The sequence below is a fragment of the Micromonospora sp. NPDC004336 genome (genome assembly GCF_053602615.1).
Genome location: NZ_JBSGDY010000134.1, coordinates 1 through 18,061, shown reverse-complemented (window position 1 = coordinate 18,061; position 18,061 = coordinate 1). Strand labels below are relative to the sequence as shown.

The 18,061-nt window shown below is 73.9% G+C and carries 16 protein-coding genes; 9 read left to right on the top strand and 7 right to left on the bottom strand.

The window, feature by feature from the left end; all coding sequences use genetic code 11:
* From ACWENR_RS23150 to ACWENR_RS23140, 3 genes are all read left to right on the top strand, one after another.
* A partial coding sequence (locus ACWENR_RS23150; protein WP_452279065.1) for a S8 family serine peptidase occupies positions 1–587 on the top strand: 587 nt, incomplete at its 5' end.
* A gap of 17 nt (positions 588–604) precedes the next feature.
* Positions 605–1,261 carry a Maf family protein gene (locus tag ACWENR_RS23145; RefSeq protein WP_452279064.1) on the top strand — a complete coding sequence of 219 codons (657 nt, stop codon included), beginning with the start codon at positions 605–607 and terminating at the stop codon, positions 1,259–1,261.
* Between the two features lie 9 nt (positions 1,262–1,270).
* Complete coding sequence (locus ACWENR_RS23140) at positions 1,271–1,924, top strand: O-methyltransferase (protein ID WP_452279063.1); 654 nt, start codon at positions 1,271–1,273, stop codon at positions 1,922–1,924.
* A 127-nt stretch (positions 1,925–2,051) separates the two neighbouring features.
* Here the strand turns inward: ACWENR_RS23140 and ACWENR_RS23135 are convergent, their stop codons facing one another.
* The 4 genes from ACWENR_RS23135 to ACWENR_RS23120 all read right to left on the bottom strand — a co-directional run bounded on the left by ACWENR_RS23135 (position 2,052) and on the right by ACWENR_RS23120 (position 6,002).
* Positions 2,052–3,422: an MFS transporter gene (locus ACWENR_RS23135; protein ID WP_452279062.1), complete on the bottom strand. Its 1,371-nt coding sequence runs from the start codon at positions 3,420–3,422 to the stop codon at positions 2,052–2,054.
* Between the two features lie 106 nt (positions 3,423–3,528).
* A complete protein-coding gene (locus tag ACWENR_RS23130) occupies positions 3,529–4,284 on the bottom strand; it encodes an ABC transporter permease (RefSeq protein ID WP_452279061.1) in 756 nt (251 codons plus the stop codon).
* 17 nt (positions 4,285–4,301) lie between these two features.
* The gene (locus ACWENR_RS23125) at positions 4,302–5,261 is read right to left on the bottom strand and encodes an ATP-binding cassette domain-containing protein (RefSeq protein ID WP_452279060.1); all 960 of its coding nucleotides are present in this window, start codon (positions 5,259–5,261) and stop codon (positions 4,302–4,304) included.
* 129 nt (positions 5,262–5,390) lie between these two features.
* Positions 5,391–6,002, bottom strand: coding sequence for a PadR family transcriptional regulator (locus ACWENR_RS23120; protein ID WP_452279068.1), 612 nt, complete (start codon positions 6,000–6,002; stop codon positions 5,391–5,393).
* Positions 6,003–6,149: 147 nt separating this feature from the next.
* On the opposite strand from ACWENR_RS23120, the gene ACWENR_RS23115 reads away from it, so the two are divergent.
* A complete protein-coding gene (locus ACWENR_RS23115) occupies positions 6,150–7,901 on the top strand; it encodes an acetyl/propionyl/methylcrotonyl-CoA carboxylase subunit alpha (RefSeq protein WP_452279059.1) in 1,752 nt (583 codons plus the stop codon).
* A gap of 91 nt (positions 7,902–7,992) precedes the next feature.
* Here the strand turns inward: ACWENR_RS23115 and ACWENR_RS23110 are convergent, their stop codons facing one another.
* Positions 7,993–8,883 carry a LysR family transcriptional regulator ArgP gene (locus ACWENR_RS23110; protein ID WP_452279067.1) on the bottom strand — a complete coding sequence of 297 codons (891 nt, stop codon included), beginning with the start codon at positions 8,881–8,883 and terminating at the stop codon, positions 7,993–7,995.
* A 96-nt stretch (positions 8,884–8,979) separates the two neighbouring features.
* Between ACWENR_RS23110 and ACWENR_RS23105 the strand changes: the two genes are divergently transcribed.
* A complete protein-coding gene (locus ACWENR_RS23105) occupies positions 8,980–9,576 on the top strand; it encodes a LysE/ArgO family amino acid transporter (RefSeq protein WP_452279066.1) in 597 nt (198 codons plus the stop codon).
* 139 nt (positions 9,577–9,715) lie between these two features.
* Entirely contained in the window at positions 9,716–11,155 is a 1,440-nt protein-coding gene (locus ACWENR_RS23100; protein ID WP_452279058.1) for a GuaB1 family IMP dehydrogenase-related protein, read from the top strand.
* Between the two features lie 178 nt (positions 11,156–11,333).
* Here the strand turns inward: ACWENR_RS23100 and ACWENR_RS23095 are convergent, their stop codons facing one another.
* Positions 11,334–11,900, bottom strand: a complete 567-nt coding sequence (locus tag ACWENR_RS23095) for a TetR/AcrR family transcriptional regulator (protein WP_452279057.1) — start codon at positions 11,898–11,900, stop codon at positions 11,334–11,336.
* Between the two features lie 123 nt (positions 11,901–12,023).
* On the opposite strand from ACWENR_RS23095, the gene ACWENR_RS23090 reads away from it, so the two are divergent.
* The 3 genes from ACWENR_RS23090 to ACWENR_RS23080 are packed head-to-tail and all read left to right on the top strand — an operon-like array spanning position 12,024 to position 16,295.
* Positions 12,024–12,488 carry a MarR family winged helix-turn-helix transcriptional regulator gene (locus ACWENR_RS23090; RefSeq protein WP_452279056.1) on the top strand — a complete coding sequence of 155 codons (465 nt, stop codon included), beginning with the start codon at positions 12,024–12,026 and terminating at the stop codon, positions 12,486–12,488.
* Positions 12,482–14,215 carry an ABC transporter ATP-binding protein gene (locus ACWENR_RS23085; protein ID WP_452279055.1) on the top strand — a complete coding sequence of 578 codons (1,734 nt, stop codon included), beginning with the start codon at positions 12,482–12,484 and terminating at the stop codon, positions 14,213–14,215. Before ACWENR_RS23090 ends, ACWENR_RS23085 begins: the two co-directional genes overlap by 7 nt.
* Before the next feature lie 58 nt (positions 14,216–14,273).
* Positions 14,274–16,295, top strand: coding sequence for an ABC transporter ATP-binding protein (locus ACWENR_RS23080; RefSeq protein ID WP_452279054.1), 2,022 nt, complete (start codon positions 14,274–14,276; stop codon positions 16,293–16,295).
* A gap of 105 nt (positions 16,296–16,400) precedes the next feature.
* On the opposite strand, the gene thrS is transcribed toward ACWENR_RS23080, so the two are convergent.
* A complete protein-coding gene (gene thrS / locus ACWENR_RS23075; protein WP_452279053.1) occupies positions 16,401–17,627 on the bottom strand; it encodes a threonine--tRNA ligase in 1,227 nt (408 codons plus the stop codon).
* Positions 17,628–18,061 lie beyond the last annotated feature (434 nt).

Here is an 18,061-nt window from a genome sequence, read left to right as displayed (position 1 = left end):
ACAGACCAGACGATAGCGGCGTCGGCTACCCAGCATCCGTCGAAGGTGTAATTGCAGTCGGGGGGGTGGATCACCAGGGCGAACGGGCAGCAGTATCAGTCGCAGGCCCTGAGATCGACGTAGTTGCGCCAGCCGTCGATATTTACAGCACAAGCATTAATGGCAAATATCGCAAGGGCTCTGGAACCTCGAATTCGACTGCGATTGTTGCTGGGGCTGCCGCGCTGGTCCGGTCCAAGTACCCGCACCTGCCGGCCTCGGAGGTGGCGCACCGATTGACCGCCACCGCCATCGACAAAGGACCGCCGGGCCGGGACGACGAGTACGGGTACGGGGTCGTCGACCTGGTGGCGGCGTTGACGGCAGACGTACCTCCGTTGGGTTTCGGGTCGGCGACGGCGGGCGCTCCGACCCACGCCGCCTCGACCGCGACGGCGATCGTGGAGCCGGACGGCGGGGGCGACGACGGGGCGACCGCTCGTGGCCTGGTCACCCTGGGCGTGATCGTGACCGCAGGCGGGGCGTGGGCGCTGATCGCCCGCAGGCGTCGGCGGGGTGACGACCCGCCACCCCGAGTGAGCCGCTGACCGGTAACGTCGGCGACGTGCCGGAATCCATGCCGCTCCGCCTCGTGCTCGCGTCGGCGAGCCCTGCCCGCCGCAAGATCCTCCAGGCTGCCGGGATCGAACCGGACGTCCTGGTGAGCGGCGTCGACGAGTCCCTGGTGGTCACCGATCAGGCCGAGGAACTCTGCCTGGAACTGGCCCGGTTGAAGGCGCAGGCGGTGCTCACCCGGCTGCGCCCCGCTGACGGCCAGCGGACGCTGGTGATCGGGTGCGACTCGGTGCTGGCCTTCGACGGGGAGATCCTCGGCAAGCCGGCCGACGCCGCTGACGCCACCCGGCGCTGGCAGCGGATGCGGGGGCGCAGCGGCGTGCTGCACAGCGGGCACTGCCTCATCGACATCGTGGCGGGTCGCAGGGCCGAGGCGGTCGCCTCCACCGTCGTGCACTTTGCCGACATCAGCGACGACGAGATCGCCACGTACGTGGGCACGGGCGAGCCGCTCGCGGTGGCCGGCGCCTTCACGATCGACGGTCTCGGCGGGCCGTTCGTGGAGCGCATCGAGGGCGACCCGAGCACCGTCATCGGGCTCTCGCTGCCGATGCTGCGCCGACTCCTGTCCGAATTGGACCTGCGGCTGACGGACTTGTGGACAAAGGTCGCGCCCGGCAACCAGTCGGTCGAACCGCTCGGCTAGCGTCCGTTCATGACCACGAAGTCGATTCCGCTCACGACGGAACTGCACGCGTACCTGGTGGCGCACGGCTCGCCGCCGGACGAGATCATGCGGGACCTGGCCGAGGAGACCCGCGCGGCCCTGCCGAACGACGCGCAGATGCAGGTCGCGCCGGAGCAGGCAGCGTTCCTGACCTTCCTCACGCGGCTGCTCGGGGTGCGGCAGGCCGTGGAGGTGGGCACCTTCACCGGGCTGTCGTCGCTGGCCATCGCCCGGGGGCTGCCCGAGGGCGGTCGGCTGACCTGCTTCGACATCTCGGAGGAGTACACGGGCATCGCACGGCGGTACTGGGCCCGCGCCGGCGTGGACGACCGGATCGAGCTGCGCATCGGCCCGGCCGGCGACACGCTGCGCGAGCTGCCCCTCGAGCGGCACCTGGACTTCGCGTTCATCGACGCGGACAAGACCGGCTATCCGATCTACTGGTCGGAGTTGGTGCCCCGGATGCGTCCCGGTGGGGTGATCGCGGTCGACAACGTGCTGCGCGGCGGCCGGGTGATCGCCCCGCAGAACGCCGACGACCGGGCCATCGCCGCGTTCAACGACGAGGTCCTCGCCGACGTCCGGGTCGACGCGGTGATGCTGCCGATCGCCGACGGCCTCACCCTCGCCAGAGTCCACTGACCCCGCCGCTCCGCCGCTCCGCCGCTCCGCCGCGATCTTGGTAGGAAACGGCCCCTCCAGGGGCCACTCCCTACCAAGATCCGGAAGCGAGACCGCAGCGACCCGGGGAGAGGCGCCTCGGGTGGAGTCAGAGTGCGGGCAGGGTGCGGGGGTCGGCGGGGTGCGGGCGCAGGGCCCGGCCCAGGCGCGCGGCGAGCAGCGCGGCCGCCGCGATGAAGCCCGGCAGCAGCAGGAACGCCAGGTGCGGCCCCACCCCGTCGGCCACCCAGCCGAGCGCGACCGGCGCGATGCCGAAGCCCACGCCCATCGAGTACGACGCCCAGCCGGCCGCCCGGTCCGCGGCCGGCCCGGCGACGGCGAGCGCGATCGAGATGGCCAGCGGGTAGTGCAGGGCGTTGCCGATGCCGAGCACCACGAGGCCGGTGACGGCGAGCCAGCCGACCGAAGCGACCCAGAACAGCGCGAAGCCGAGCAGCGACACGCCCAGCGCGGCCAGCAGCAGCGGCACCGGCCGGTACCGCAGGGCGAACCGGCCCCCGGCGACCCGGCCGACGAACATGCCGCAGACGATCGCGGCGACCGCGGCCGAGGCCGTGCCGGCCGCCATGTCGGCGTGCGTGCGCAGCACGTCGGCGGTCCAGAGGGACAGGCAGACCTCGATCGACCCGGTGACCGCCATCAGCACCCAGGCGATCCAGTAGGCCGACGGTAGCCGCCGGGGCGGTTCGGCGAGGGCGCCGGCACCGGCCGGGGAGTCGCCGAGAGCCGCGGCGGCGGGGGCGGAGGCGGGGACAGCGGCCGGGGCGGCGGGGCCGGGGACAGCGGGGGCGGGGACAGCGGCGGGGGCGGGGACAGCGGCCGGGGCGGCGGTGGTGCCGGCGTCGACCGGGTCGGCGGCCGGGGAGCCGCCGGGAGCCGCGGCAGCGGGGGTGGGCTTCGGCAGGCGTACGCGGAAGGTCAGGGCGGTGAGCGCGACGAGCGCGATCAGGCCGACCTCGACGGCCATCGCCGGTCGCCAGCCCCACCCGGCGTCGACGCTGGCGCCGATGACCAGCGGGGCGAGGATGCCGGCGCCGGCGCAGGCGGCGTTGGCCTCGGTCAGCGCGGCGGGCGCGCCGGTGCCGTGCCGGTCGGTGAGCACGACGGACACGCCGCTGATCACCAGCATGCCGAAGGTGGCGATCACCGCGACGGCGGTGATCGTGGCGGGCAGGGTCCGCAGGGCGCCGAGGGCGGCGACCCCGACGGCCACTCCGGCGAGCCCGACCCAGGTGGCCCGGCCCCGGCCCACCCGACGGGCCAGCGGCGCGAAGAGCGCCCCGCCGGCCAGCGCGCCGACGGCGATGCCGGTGCTGTGCAGGCCGGCGACGGCGGCGGAGGTGCCCTGCTCGTCGCGGAGCAGCGGCACGACCGGCCCGAACCCGTAGAGGAAGAAACCCCACAGCCCGAGCTGGGCGTAGGTCAGCCAGGTGATCCGGTCACGGGTGAGGCGGGGCACCGGCCTCACGCTACAAGCGTGCGGCCGGTGCCCCGCCCCTGGTGAGAGGCAACTCTCTCCGGCTCGCCGCCCGTGGGTGGACCGCCGCCGGGCAGAGGGCTTCCGCTCAGCGGACGGTACGGGCGAACTGCCGGGCCGCCCAGACGACGCCGGCCGCGGCGAGCACCGCGATGATGGTCAGCCCCTGCCAGACCTTGTCGTCGCCGAGGTCGCCGGCGAAGAGGGCGCGGGTGCCGTCGACCGCCCAGGAGAACGGGTTCCAGTCGGCGATGCCCTGCAACCAGCCGGGGGCGAAGGTGAGCGGCAGCAGGATGCCGGAGAGCAGCAGCACGGGCTGCGCCACGGTGTTCATCAGCGGGGCCAGCGCGTCCTCGCTCTTGACCTTGAGCGCGACGCCGTAGGAGACGGCCGAGGTCATCAGCGCGATCAGGGCGAGCATGAGGTACGCCAGGAGCAGGTCGCCGATGAAGACGCGCAGGTCGAACAGGAGCGCGAGCAGGGTGATGATGACGGCCTGCACGATGAGCGACACCACGTCCCGCAGGGAGCGGCCGAGCAGCAGGGCGAGCCGGCTGACCGGCGTGACCCGGGAGCGTTCGATGACCCCGGCGCGCAGCTCGGCGATCAGGCCGAAGCCCTGGAACAGGCCGCCGAAGATGGCCAGCAGCACCAGCAGGCCCGGTACGAAGATCTTGTAGGCCTCCGCCTGGGTGGGCGCGTTCAGCGCCGGCTTGAGCAGCGGGGCGAAGAGCAGCAGGTACATCACCGGCTGGAAGACGCCGACGAAGACCCAGACGGGGTTGCGCAGCAGCAGCTGGAGCTGGCGCTGGAAGATCAGCCAGGTGTCACGGGCGAGTTTCATGGTCTCTCCGTCCGGGGTCAGGACTCGCGCAGCGAGCGGCCGGTCTTGGTGAGGAAGACGTCGTCGAGGCTGGGCCGGTGCAGCTCGATGGAGCTGAGCGCGAGGCCCGCGGTGTCGACGCGGCGCAGGATCTGCGGGATGGCGGTCGCGCCCTCGTCGACGTAGAGGCGCAGCCCGCCCTCCTCGACGGTCTCCAGCATGTTGACGTAGGGCTCGCCGTCGAGCAGTTGCGCGGCCTGCGGGGTGGCCGGGGCGTCCAGGCCCACCAGCACCACGTCGCCGGAGATCTCGCGCTTCAGGTCCGCCGGCGTGCCCTCCGCGACCACCTCGCCGTGATCCATGATCGCGATCCGGTCGCAGAGCGCGTCGGCCTCGTCCAGGTAGTGCGTGGTGATGAAGACGGTCATCCCGTCGGTGCGCAGCCGGCGGATCTCGTCCCACATGTGCGCGCGGCTCTGCGGGTCGAGACCGGTGGTCGGCTCGTCCAGGAAGACGATCCTCGGCTCGTGGATGATGCCGAGGGCGATCTCCACCCGCCGCCGCTGACCGCCGGAGTAGGTCTTGCACTTGCGGTCGGCGTACTCGCTGAGCTGGAAGGCGTCGAGGGCGCGGGCGGCCCGCCGGTGCGCCTCGGCCTTGCCGATGCCGTACATCCGGGCCTGGAGGACCAGCTCCTCCCGGGCGGTGGACTCGTCCCAGGTGCTGCCGCCCTGGGCGACGTAGCCGATGCGGCGGCGCACCTCGGCCGGATCCTTGCGCAGGTCGGCGCCGGCGATGGTGGCCTCGCCGCCGTCCGGCTCGATCAGCGTGGCCAGCATGCGCAGGGTGGTGGTCTTGCCCGCGCCGTTGGGGCCGAGGAAACCGAAGATCTCCCCCTCGGCGACCTCCAGGTTCACGCCGCGCACCGCGTCGACGGTCTTCGTCTGGCGACCCTCGCGGGAGCGGAACGACTTCCGCAACCCCCTGGTCTCGATCATCTCTGCTCCTGGTCGTCCGGGCCGGTGCGACCGGCCACCTGTCTGTCCCTCGGAGACGACGCCGGACGGCAGCTCCCCCGTGGCGTCCCGGGCAGGCTAACGCGATATAACTCCTTTGGTCAACGTTGATTATTCGCCCAGCGGCGGCCGGGGTGGCAGCCGCTCCTCCCAGCCCTCCCAACCCTCCGCCCGTTCCATCCCCTCGGGCAGGTACGACACCCCGGACTCGACGCGTTCCGCGATCCGCTCGCACCAGGAGATCTCCGCCTCCGAGCGGGCCGCCCAGAGCTCGAACATCCACCCGACGTGCACCGGCCTGGTGTCACGCATCCAGTCAGAACTCAACGAGGCACGCATCCACTCGACACCGGCGCGCAGCAGGTTCGCCCGGTTGCGCAGGGCCGCCGCCGCCTCCTCGCGCGGCATCGCGGGCAGGAACGAGAAGGCCGCCGCGAACGGGTCCGGCGGCTCGTGCAGCTGCCACCACAGGCCGCGCAGCAGCGTCTCGAACTCCTCCTCCCCCTTGCGCGTCACCTCGTACGTGGTGCGGGCCGGGCGGGCGCCCACCTGCTCGGTGGCCACCTCCCGCAGCAGCCCCTCCCGAGTCAGCTTGCGCAGGGCGTGGTAGATCGAACCGGGCTGCACGTTCGCCCACTTGTCGGCGTTCCAGCTGAGCAGCTCGCGGCGTACGTCGTAGCCGTGCACGGGCTGCATCCACCGCACCAGCCCGAGGATCATCATTCGCGTGGCAGACACCCGAAGAGCGTAATAGGCAAATTTGACTAGGGCGCGCCGGGACAGTGCGGCATCCCACACTGAGCGATCGTTAGGGCTCTCAGGGTGGCCGATACACTCCCCGTCAGTAACCACCCGGGAGGAGCCCCCAAGGTGCGCAAGGTACTCATCGCCAACCGCGGCGAGATCGCCGTCCGCGTCATCCGCGCCTGCCGCGACGCCGGCCTGGGCAGCGTCGCCGTCTACGCGGACTCCGACCGGGACGCCCTGCACGCCAGCCTCGCCGACGAGGCGTACGCCCTCGGTGGGGACACCGCGACCGAGACGTACCTGCGCATCGACAAGCTGGTGGAGGTCGCCGCGAAGGCCGGGGCCGACGCGGTCCACCCCGGCTACGGCTTCCTCTCGGAGAACGCCGACTTCGCCCAGGCCGTCATCGACGCCGGGCTGACCTGGATCGGCCCCACCCCGCAGGCGATCCGCGACCTCGGCGACAAGGTGACCGCCCGGCACATCGCCCAGCGCGCCGGCGCTCCCCTGGTACCCGGCACCCCCGACCCGGTCGGCGGCCCCGACGAGGTGCTGGCGTTCGCCGTCGACCACGGCCTGCCGGTCGCCATCAAGGCCGCCTTCGGCGGCGGCGGGCGCGGGCTCAAGGTGGCCCGCACGATGGAGGAGATCCCGCAGCTGTTCGAGTCGGCCACCCGCGAGGCGGTCGCCGCGTTCGGCCGGGGCGAGTGCTTCGTCGAGCGCTACCTCGACAAGCCCCGCCACGTCGAGGCGCAGGTGCTGGCCGACCAGCACGGCAACGTGATCGTCGTCGGCACCCGGGACTGCTCGCTCCAGCGCCGGCACCAGAAGCTGGTCGAGGAGGCCCCCGCGCCGTTCCTCACCGACGCGCAGCGCGCCCAGATCCACGACAGCGCCAAGGCGATCTGCCGGGAGGCCGGCTACCACGGCGCCGGCACGGTCGAATACCTGGTGGGCGCCGACGGCACCATCTCCTTCCTGGAGGTCAACACCCGCCTCCAGGTCGAGCACCCGGTCACCGAGGAGACCGCCGGCATCGACCTGGTCCGCGAGCAGTTCCGCATCGCCGACGGCGAGAAGCTGCGGCTCACCGAGGACCCGACGCCCCGCGGGCACTCCATCGAGTTCCGGATCAACGGCGAGGACCCGGGCCGCAACTTCCTGCCCGCCCCCGGCACGGTCACCGCGCTGCGGCTGCCCACCGGCCCCGGCGTCCGGGTGGACACCGGCATCTCCGCCGGCGACGTGATCGGCGGCAACTTCGACTCGCTGCTCGCCAAGGTGATCATCACGGGCGAGACCCGTGCCGAGGCGCTGGAGCGGGCGCGCCGGGCGCTGGACGAGATGGTCGTCGAGGGCATGGCCACCGCGCTGCCGTTCCACCGGCTGGTCGTCCGGGACGAGGCGTTCACCGCCGAGCCGTTCACCGTGCACACCCGGTGGATCGAGACCGAGTTCGACAACACCGTCCCGCCGTTCACCGCCGCCGCCGGCGTCGCCGAGGAGCCGGCCGGGCGCGAGACCGTCGTGGTCGAGGTGGGCGGCAAGCGGCTGGAGGTCAGCCTCCCCGCCGGCCTCGGCGGGGGTACGGCCACCGCCGCGCCCGCCGCCCGCAAGCCGGCCCGCCGGGGCGGCGCGGCCAAGGCCGGCGCCGCCGTCAGCGGCGACGCGCTCGCCTCGCCGATGCAGGGCACGATCGTCAAGATCGCCGTCGCCGACGGGGACACCGTCGCCGAGGGCGACCTGGTCGTGGTGCTGGAGGCGATGAAGATGGAGCAGCCGCTGCACGCCCACAAGGCCGGCACGGTCAGCGGCCTCGCCGCCGAGGTCGGCGCGGTGATCAGCGCCGGCGCGGCCATCTGCACCATCGCCTGACGGGTGCGGAAGGACCCACCACCGTCTCCGACGGAGGAGGGGCCCTTCCCGTCCACGGGCGCGCCCCCGCCGGCGGCGGTCGGGTCCCCGGTCAGCGCAGTTCGGTGCGGGCAACCGCGCGGACGGCGGCGGTCAGCGCGTCCAGGGTGGTGGAGTCCACCCGCCAGTGCTGCCAGTACAACGGGCGGTCCAGGTGACGCCCGGCGCCGAGGTCGACGCAGCGGCCCGCCGCGATGTCGGCGCGGGCGATCCGCTCCGGCACCATGCCCCAGCCCAGGCCCAGCCGCACCGCCTCGTTGAAGCCGTCGAAGGACGGCACGTAGTGCACCGGCGGGTCGATCCGGCGCCGCGTCACGGTGCGGGCGAACTTGTGCTGGAGCTGGTCCTTGCGGTCGAACGCCATCATCGGCGCCGCCGCGAGGGCGGCCTCGGTGAGCCCGTCGGGGAAGTGCCGGGCCGCGAACCCGGTCCGGGCCAGCGCGACGTACCGCATCGACCCCAGCCGTTCCACCCGGCACCCCTGGACGGCCTCGCGCTGCGCGGTCACCGCCGCCATCGCCGTGCCGTCGCGGATCAACTCCGCCGTGTGGTCCTCGTCGTCGCGGCGGACGTCGAACAGGAGCGCCAGCTCGGCGGGGAGGCGCGCCAGCGCGCCGACGAACCAGGTGCCGAGGGAGTCGCCGTTCGCCACGACGGTCACCCGGGTCGGGGCGGCGCCGCCCGTCGTCGGCGGGCGGGCGGCGTCCAGCGCCTCCCGCTCCAGCAGGGCCACCTGCCCGGCCAGCCGCAGCAGCGGCCGGCCCGCGTCGGTGGCCCGGCACGGCTTCGTCCGGCGGACCAGCACCTGCCCGACGGCCTGCTCCAACGCCTTCATCCGCTGGCTGACGGCCGACGGGGTGACGTGCAGGGCGTGCGCGGCCGCCTCGAAGCTGCCCTCGCGGACGACCGCGGCGAACGTCCGGAGCTGGGTGGTGTCGAGCATGATGAAGCTCAGCTTATCCACCATGAGGATCTTTAGCTGGGCTGCATCGGGCGGGGCCCGTAGCGTCGGCTCGTGCCCGAGATCCTCAGCAGCTCCGTGACCGGCTCCGCCGCCGCCGGCTTCTCCCTCGCCATCGCCCTGATCGCCGCCATCGGCGCGCAGAACGCCTTCGTCCTGCGGCAGGGCCTGCGCCGCGAGCACGTGCTGCCCGTCGTCGCCGTCTGCGCCGCCTCCGACGCGCTGCTCATCTCGGTCGGCATCGCCGGCATGGGCACCGCCACGGCCGAGCACCCCACCGCCCTGGCCGTCGTCCGCTGGCTGGGGGCCGCGTTCCTGCTCGGGTACGCCGTGCTGGCCGCCCGCCGCGCGCTGCGCCCCGACGTCCTCTCCCCCGCCGACCGGCCGCCGGCCACGCTCGGGGCGACGCTGCTGGCCTGCCTCGCCTTCACCTATCTCAACCCGCACGTGTACCTCGACACGGTGCTCCTGCTCGGCGGGGTCGCCCGCCAGCACCCGCACCACTGGGTCTTCGGCGCGGGTGCGGCGCTCGCGAGCGTGGTGTGGTTCACCGCCATCGGCGCCGCCGCCCACCGGCTCGCGCCGGTGCTGGCCCGCCCGACGGCCTGGCGGGTGCTCGACGGCCTGGTCGCCGTCGTGATGACAGCGACCGCGGTGGGGCTGGCGCTGGGCTGACCGCCGTCCCGCGCGCGAGCCGGTGCACGGCGGCGGCGACCGTCGGTCTTGGCAGGCGCGGCCGCCGCCCCGCCCCGGTCAGGGGTGTTTTCCGCGACCACCACGGGCGCGGGCCCCGGCCGCCGGGAATGATGGCGGGGTGCGGTTCCTACACGGCGCGACTCCCGCGCACGACCTGACCTACAACGACGTCTTCATGGCCCCGGCCCGGTCCGAGGTGGGCTCGCGGCTCGACGTCGACCTGGCCACCGGCGACGGCACCGGCACCACCATCCCGCTGGTCGTGTCCAACATGACCGCGGTGTCCGGTCGCCGGATGGCGGAGACCGTCGCCCGGCGCGGCGCGATCGCGGTCATCCCGCAGGACATCCCCATCGAGGTGGTGGCGAACGTCGTCGCCTGGGTCAAGCGGCGGCACCTGGTGCACGACACCGCGATCACGCTGGGCCCGACCGACACGGTCGGCGACGCCATCCACCTGCTGCCGAAGCGGTCGCACGGGGCCGTCGTGGTGATCGACGACGAGAGCCGGCCGCTGGGCGTGGTGACCGAGGCGGACACCGTGGGCGTGGACCGCTTCGCCCAGCTCCGGCACGTCATGTCCACCGAGCTGCACACGGTGCCGGCGGACGCCGACCCGCGTACGGGCTTCGACCGGCTCTCGGCCGGCCGGCGCCGGCTCGCCCCGGTGGTCGACGCCGAGGGCCGCCTCGTCGGGGTGCTGACCCGGCAGGGCGCGCTGCGGGCGACCCTCTACCGGCCGGCCGTCGACGACCGGGGCCGGCTGCGCGTCGCCGCCGCCGTGGGCATCAACGGCGACGTGACCGGCAAGGCGGGTGCCCTGCTGGAGGCCGGGGTGGACACGCTGGTCGTGGACACCGCCCACGGCCACCAGGAACGGATGATCGCCGCCCTGCGGGCGGTCCGCGCGCTGGACCCCGGCGTGCCGGTCGCCGCCGGCAACGTGGTGACCGCCGAGGGCGTACGCGACCTGGTGGAGGCCGGCGCCGACATCGTGAAGGTGGGCGTCGGCCCCGGCGCGATGTGCACCACCCGGATGATGACCGGGGTGGGCCGGCCGCAGTTCTCCGCCGTGCTCGACTGCGCGGCGGCGGCCCGTCGGCTCGGCCGGCACGTCTGGGCCGACGGCGGCGTACGCCACCCGCGCGACGTGGCGCTGGCGCTGGCCGCCGGGGCCTCGAACGTGATGATCGGCTCCTGGTTCGCCGGCACCTACGAGTCCCCCGGCGACCTCTACACCGACGCCGACGGCCGGCGCTACAAGGAAAGCTTCGGCATGGCGTCGGCGCGGGCGGTCAGCGCGCGCACGGCCGACGACAGCGTGTACGACCGGGCCCGCAAGGCGGTCTTCGAGGAGGGCATCTCCTCGGCGCGGATGTATCTCGACCCGGCCCGCCCCGGCGTGGAGGACCTGATCGACGAGATCATCGCCGGGGTGCGCAGCGCCTTCACCTACGCCGGCGCGCGGGACCTGGCGGAGTTCCACGAGCGGGCCGTGGTCGGCGTGCAGAGCACGGCCGGCTACACCGAGGGGATGCCGCTGCCCACGAGCTGGTGAGGCTCCCGTCGTCGGCGGGCGGACCACCGGTTCGCCCGCCGACGCGCGTCCCGGCCCGGGCCCGGGCCGGGCTCGCGGCCCCGCCGGCGCCCGTCACAGCCCGGCCCGGCAGGCAGGCCCCGCCGACGTCCGTGGGCGGCCCGGCGGCCGACCGGGCTCGCGGCCCCGCCGGCGTCGGTCAGGGCTCCGGGAAGAGGCGGTGGATGACCGCGCGGGCCGCCGCCCGGGGGTCGTCGCCGACCCGCTCCGGCAGCGCGCCGGCGAGCCATAGCGTGGCGAAGCCGTGCACGATCGACCACGCGGCCAACGCGTCGCCCTGCGGGTCCGCCGCCGTCGGCCGCTCCTTGGGCAGCCCGGCGACCCCGGCGCGCAGCGCGTCGCCGGCCCGCTCGCGGGCCGCCACCACCTCCTCGGCGTCGGTGCGGTAGAGGTCCGGGCGGAACATCACCTCGAAGTGCGCCCGGTGGCCGACGGCGAAGTCGACGTACGCGACGCCGCTCTCCAGCAGGCCGCCCGCGCCGCGCAGGGCCTCGGCGAGCAGGTCGAATCCCTCCACGGCGAGGGCGGTGAGCAGGCCGGCCTTGTCGCCGAAGTGGTGCGCGGGAGCGGCGTGCGAGACGCCCGCCCGACGGGCCAGGTCGCGCAGGCTCACTGCCGCCGGGCCGGACTCCTCGATCACCCGCACCGCCGCGGCGAGCAGGGTGCGACGCAGGTCGCCGTGGTGGTAGCCGCGCGTTCCGGTCATGCCGCGATCCTATCTTGCCATTGACAAGATGACATCCTCGGGGCGACCTTGCCGGCGACGGCTCGCCCCCTGGCGTCGGTAATTCGTTTGGCCCCTGACGATCAGGGGGCTAATGTGGCCCGCATGGAACTGATCCAGCTACGGGACGTGCCCCTCGGGCGCCTGCTCGTGGTCGCCGGGCACGTCGCCGGGCAGCGGTGGAACCGTTACCTCGCCGAGGAACACGGGCTCACCCAGGCCGGGACGGCGACCCTGATGACCCTCGCCGAGCACGGCGAGCTGCCGCACCGCACGGTGGCCGAGCGGTGCTTCGTCCGCCCGGCCACCCTGACCGGCATCGTCGACACCCTCGAACGCGACGGCCTGGTCGAACGCCAGCGCGACGAGACCGACCGGCGCAGCGTCAAGCTCGTCCTCAGCCCGGCCGGCCGGGCACGGGTCGACGCGCTGACCGCCGTGATCCGTGCCGGCGCCCCCCTGACCTCGGTCGACGCCGACCCGGCCAAGGCGGAGGTGATCCGCCAGTTCCTCCTGGAGGTCATCGGCAACGCCGACCTCGGCGCGGCGGGTGAGGCGCCGCCATGCTGATCCGGCTGCTCCGCACCTACCTGCGGCCCTACCACCGCCCGCTGGCGGCGGTGGTGCTGCTCCAGTTCGTCGGCACCATGGCCTCGCTCTACCTGCCCAGCCTCAACGCCGACATCATCGACCTCGGCGTGGCCCGGGGCGACACCGGCTACATCGTCCGCACCGGCGGCTGGATGCTCGCGGTCAGCCTGGTGCAGATCGTCTGCTCGGTCGCCGCCGTCTACCTCGGCGCGCGGACCGCGATGGGCTTCGGCCGGGACGTACGGGCCGCGGTGTTCGGGCACGTGAACCGCTTCTCCGCCCGCGAGGTGGCCCGCTTCGGCGCGCCCTCGCTGATCACCCGCAACACCAACGACGTCCAGCAGGTGCAGATGCTCGTGCTGATGAGCTGCACGATGCTGGTCGCCGCGCCGATCATGAGCGTCGGCGGCGTGGTGATGGCGCTGCGCGAGGACCTCGGGCTCTCCTGGCTGATGCTGGTCAGCGTGCCCGTGCTGGCCCTCGCGCTGTGGCTGGTCATCCGGCGGATGGTGCCGGGCTTCCGTCTCATGCAGACCCGCATCGACACGGTCAACCGGGTGCTGCGCGAGCAGATCACCGGCATCCGGGTGGTCCGGGCGTTCGTCCGGGAGCCGTACGAGACGCGGCGCTTCGCCACCGCGAACGCCGACCTGACGGAGACCGCCCTGCGTACCGGCCGGCTGATGGCGTTGATCTTCCCCGTGGTGATGCTGGTGCTCAACGTCTCCAGCGTCGCGGTGCTCTGGTTCGGCGCCGAGCGGGTCGACGCCGGGGCGATCCAGGTCGGCGCGCTCACCGCCTTCCTGCAATACCTGATGCAGATCCTGATGGCCGTCATGATGGCCACCTTCATGCTGATGATGGTGCCGCGGGCGGCGGTCTGCGCGGAGCGGATCGTCGAGGTGCTGGACACCGACTCCTCCGTGGTGCCGGCGCCCCGCCCGGTGACCGAGGTGTCGGCGCGCGGCGAGCTGGAGCTGCGCGGCGTGGCCTTCCAGTACCCGGGGGCGGCCGCGCCGGTGCTGCGGGACGTGTCGTTCCGGGTGACGCCCGGCACGACGACGGCGATCATCGGCAGCACCGGCGCCGGCAAGACCACCCTGCTGTCGCTCGTCCCCCGGCTGGTCGACGTGACCGCCGGCGCGGTGCTGGTCGACGGCGTCGACGTGCGCGAGCTGGCGCCGGACGAGCTGTGGCGCCGGATCGGGCTGGTCCCGCAGAAGCCCTACCTGTTCACCGGGACGGTGGCGAGCAACCTGCGCTACGGCAACCCGGACGCGACCGACGACGACCTGTGGGCCGCGCTGGAGATTGCCCAGGCGCGCGACTTCGTCGAGGCGATGCCGGAGGGGCTGGCGTCGCCGGTCGCGCAGGGCGGCACGAACGTCTCCGGCGGCCAGCGGCAACGGCTGGCGATCGCCCGGGCCCTGGTGCGCCGGCCGGAGATCTACCTCTTCGACGACTCGTTCTCCGCGCTCGACCTCGGCACCGACGCGCGGCTCCGGGCGGCCCTGCGCCCCGTCACGGCGGACGCCGCCGTGGTGATCGTGGCGCAGCGGGTCTCCACCATCGTGGGTGCCGACCAGATCATCGTGCTGGAGAACGGGGGCGTGGTCGGGATGGGCCGACACGACGAACTGCTGGAGAGCTGCCCGACGTACGCCGAGATCGTGGCGTCCCAGAACGCGGCGGGGGTGCCCGCGTGAGCGCGCCGACCGACAGCGCGGCGCCGCGCGCCGCCGCCGAGCGGAACGAGGTGACCGCGTGAGCGCCGTACGACAGCAGAAGCCGGCCGCCGAGCCGCCGACGCCGAGGCGGCTGCCGCCGGGTGGGCAGCGCGGCGGCCCGCCGTGGGGTGGCGCCGGGATGCCGGCGGAGCGGTCGATGAACTTCGGGCCGTCGGTGCGGCGGCTGCTGCGCCGGCTGAAGCCGGACCGCCTCCACCTCGTCGCCGTGATCGCGCTGGCGGTGGTCAGCGTCGGGCTGAGCGTGGTGGGGCCGAAGGTGCTCGGCTGGGCCACCGACCTGATCTTCACCGGCGTCATCGGCCGACAGTTGCCGGCGGGCACCACCGCCGACCAGGCGGTGGCCGCCGCGCGGGCCGCCGGCAACGACAACTTCGCCGACATGCTCGCGCGGATGGACGTGGTGCCCGGCGTGGGCATCGACTTCGCCGCGCTGGCGCGGGTGCTGCTGCTGGCGCTCGGTCTCTACCTGGCCGCCAGCCTGCTGATGTGGTGGCAGGGCTGGCTGCTCAACGGCGTGGTGCAGCGCACGGTGCTGCGGCTGCGCGCCGACGTGGAGGACAAGCTCAACCGCCTGCCGCTGCCCTACTTCGACCGGCAGCCGCGCGGCGAGCTGCTCAGCCGGGTCACCAACGACATCGACAACATCTCGACGAGCCTCCAGCAGACGCTGAGCCAGCTGCTCACCTCGCTGCTCACGGTCGTCGGCGTACTGGCCATGATGTTCTGGATCTCGCCGCTGCTGGCCCTGGTGGCGCTGGTCGCGGTGCCGGCGTCGGTGGTCGTCACCGGCGCGATCGCCAAGCGCTCCCAGCGGCAGTTCATCGCCCAGTGGACGCACACCGGCGAGCTGAACGGCCAGATCGAGGAGGCGTTCACCGGCCACGAGCTGGTGAAGGTCTTCGGCCGGCAGCGCGAGGTCGAGGCCGCCTTCACCGCCAAGAACGAGGAGCTGTTCCGGGCCAGCTTCGGCGCCCAGTTCGTCTCCGGGATCATCATGCCGGCGATGATGTTCCTCGGGAACCTCAGCTACGTGGCGATCGCCGTCGTCGGCGGCCTGCGGGTGGCGTCGGGCTCGATGAGCCTCGGCGACGTGCAGGCGTTCATCCAGTACTCCCGGCAGTTCACCCAGCCGCTCACCCAGGTGGCCTCGATGGCCAACCTGCTCCAGTCCGGGGTGGCCTCGGCCGAGCGGGTCTTCGCGGTGCTCGACGCCGAGGAGCAGAGCCCCGACCCGGCCCGGCCGGCCCGGGTGCGCGACCCGCGCGGCCGGGTCGAGTTCGAGCGGGTCTCCTTCCGGTACGCACCGGACAAGCCGCTGATCGACGACCTGTCGCTCGTCGCCGAGCCCGGGCACACCGTGGCCATCGTCGGGCCGACCGGGGCCGGCAAGACCACCCTGGTCAACCTCGTCATGCGCTTCTACGAGCTGGACGCCGGGCGGATCACGCTGGACGGCGTGGACATCACGACCATGCGCCGCGACGACCTGCGCGGCCGGGTCGGCATGGTGCTTCAGGACACCTGGCTCTTCGGCGGCACCATCCGCGACAACATCGCCTACGGCCGGCCGGGCGCGACGGAGGAGGAGATCCAGGCCGCGGCCCGGGCGACGTTCGTGGACCGGTTCGTGCGCAGCCTGCCCGACGGCTACGACACGGTCATCGACGAGGAGGCCAGCAACGTCAGCGCCGGCGAGAAGCAGCTCATCACCATCGCGCGGGCGTTCCTCGCCGAGCCGTCGCTGCTGATCCTGGACGAGGCGACCAGCTCGGTGGACACCCGCACCGAGGTGCTGCTCCAGCGGGCGATGGCCGCCCTGCGCTCGGACCGCACCAGCTTCGTCATCGCGCACCGCCTCTCCACCATCCGCGACGCCGACCTGATCCTGATGATGGAGGACGGCCGGATCGTGGAGCAGGGCACGCACGACGAGCTGCTCGCCGCCGGCGGCGCGTACCACCGGCTGTACCGGTCGCAGTTCACCCAGCCGGTGACGGAGGAGGACCCGGTCGCCGTGGAGGCGGGCGTCGCGGGGTGAACGCCCGGCGGCCACCCGCGCCGGCGGTGCGGGTGGCTCGGGCGGGCCGGGGCGTACACCCCGGCCCGCCCCGACCGGTCGGCCCCGGGGCGGGTGCCCGACCGGTCAGCCCCGGGGCGCCGGCCCGACCGGCTCGCCGCCGTGCGCGCGGGCGGCGTCGGCGACCAGGCGCAGGGCCTGCGGGACCGGCATCGGGTCGAGGGCGCGCCCGCCGCGCAACCGGAGGGAGACCCGCCCGTCGGCGGCCTCCCGCGCCCCGACGACCCCGACGTACGGCACCCGGCGGCGGGCCGCGTCGCGGACCCGGGAGCCGAGGGATCCGCCGGAGTCGACCTCGGCCCGCAGCCCCGAGGCCAGCGCGTCCCGGGTGAGCCGGGCCGCCGCCCCCGCCTGCTCGTCGCCGACGGGCAGCACCACGAGCTGCACCGGGGCGTACCAGACGGGGAAGGCCCCCTCGTGCACCTCGATCAGGTACGCGAAGAGCCGCTCCATGCTGCCGACGAGGCTGCGGTGCACCATCACCGGCCGACGCCGTGCCCCGCCCGCGTCGGTGTACGACAGGTCGAACCGCTCCGGCTTGTCGAAGTCGAGCTGGACGGTGGAGAGGGTGAACTCCCGCCCGGCCGCGTCGCGCACCTGAATGTCGATCTTCGGCCCGTAGAACGCGGCCTCCCCCGGCGCCTCGGTGAACTCCACCCCGTCGAGCGCGGCGCGCAGCAGCTCCTCGGCCCGCGCCCACCCGGCGTCGTCCCCGACGTACTTCTGACCGGGCCCGCGCAGCGACAGCCGGAACCCCGCCGGCCGTACGCCGAGCGCGGCGTGCGCCTCGCGGATCAGCCGGAGGATCTCCGCGACCTCCTCGCCCACCTGCTCCAGGGCGCAGAAGTTGTGCGCGTCGTTGAGCGAGATGGCCCGCACCCGGGACAGCCCGCCGAGCACCCCCGAGCGCTCGGCCCGGTACATTCCGCCCAGCTCGGCGACCCGCAGCGGCAGCTCCCGGTAGGAGCGGCCCCGGGCCCGGTAGACGAGGGCGTGGTGCGGGCAGAGCGCCGGCCGCAGCAGGAACTCGTCGTCGGCGGAGAGCCGCATCGGCGGGAACATGTCCTCGGCGAAGTAGCCGAGGTGACCGGAGCGCTCGAAGAGCTCCCGCCGGCCCAGCGGCGGGGTGTACACGTGCTGGTAGCCGGCCCGGCGCTCCAGGTCGCGGACGTACTCCTCGACGGCGTGCCGGGCGGCGGCGCCGGCCGGCAGCCAGAGTGGCAGCCCGGCGCCCGCCAGGGGGTCGGAGTCGAACAGGTCCAGCTCCCGGCCGAGCCTGCGGTGGTCGATCATGTCGCGCTCCTTGATCGGGTACGACCCGGAGGCGAACCGGTCACCGGACGCCACGAGGCCCCGGGGCGGATCGCCCCGGGGCCTCGTCGACGGTCAGGTCAGTGCGGCGCGCCGGGGTCTCCCGGCGTCGTGGTGGCTACCGCACTGCGCATGCGGCGACGCTACTTCCCCGCCGCCGGGGGCCGCAGCTCTTTTTCCGGCGGCCCCGGCACCCGGTCGGCGCGGGTGAGCCGCGCCCCGGGCGGTTCGGTCGGCGTCGGAACGCGCGACGGCCCGGCACGAGGGTGGCGTGCCGGGCCGGGTGGCGCGGGTGGTCAGTGGCGGGCGCGGAACGTCTTGACCACGCTGTCGACGATGTCCCAGAGCACGACCAGGGCGGTGCCGGCGATGACGACGGTGGCGACGGTGTTCAGGTTGTCGCCCTCGCCGAGCCA

What these genes read in the sequence shown, in the direction of transcription:
- ACWENR_RS23095 (WP_452279057.1), bottom strand. Translation starts at nt 11,900, where the DNA reads ATGACCGGAACGCGCGGCTACCACCACGGCGACCTGCGTCGCACCCTG.
- ACWENR_RS23110 (WP_452279067.1), bottom strand. Translation starts at nt 8,883, where the DNA reads ATGCTCGACACCACCCAGCTCCGGACGTTCGCCGCGGTCGTCCGCGAG.
- ACWENR_RS23090 (WP_452279056.1), top strand. Translation starts at nt 12,024, where the DNA reads ATGGAACTGATCCAGCTACGGGACGTGCCCCTCGGGCGCCTGCTCGTG.
- ACWENR_RS23140 (WP_452279063.1), top strand. Translation starts at nt 1,271, where the DNA reads ATGACCACGAAGTCGATTCCGCTCACGACGGAACTGCACGCGTACCTG.
- thrS (WP_452279053.1), bottom strand. Translation starts at nt 17,627, where the DNA reads ATGATCGACCACCGCAGGCTCGGCCGGGAGCTGGACCTGTTCGACTCC.
- ACWENR_RS23085 (WP_452279055.1), top strand. Translation starts at nt 12,482, where the DNA reads ATGCTGATCCGGCTGCTCCGCACCTACCTGCGGCCCTACCACCGCCCG.
- ACWENR_RS23130 (WP_452279061.1), bottom strand. Translation starts at nt 4,284, where the DNA reads ATGAAACTCGCCCGTGACACCTGGCTGATCTTCCAGCGCCAGCTCCAG.
- ACWENR_RS23120 (WP_452279068.1), bottom strand. Translation starts at nt 6,002, where the DNA reads ATGATGATCCTCGGGCTGGTGCGGTGGATGCAGCCCGTGCACGGCTAC.
- ACWENR_RS23125 (WP_452279060.1), bottom strand. Translation starts at nt 5,261, where the DNA reads ATGATCGAGACCAGGGGGTTGCGGAAGTCGTTCCGCTCCCGCGAGGGT.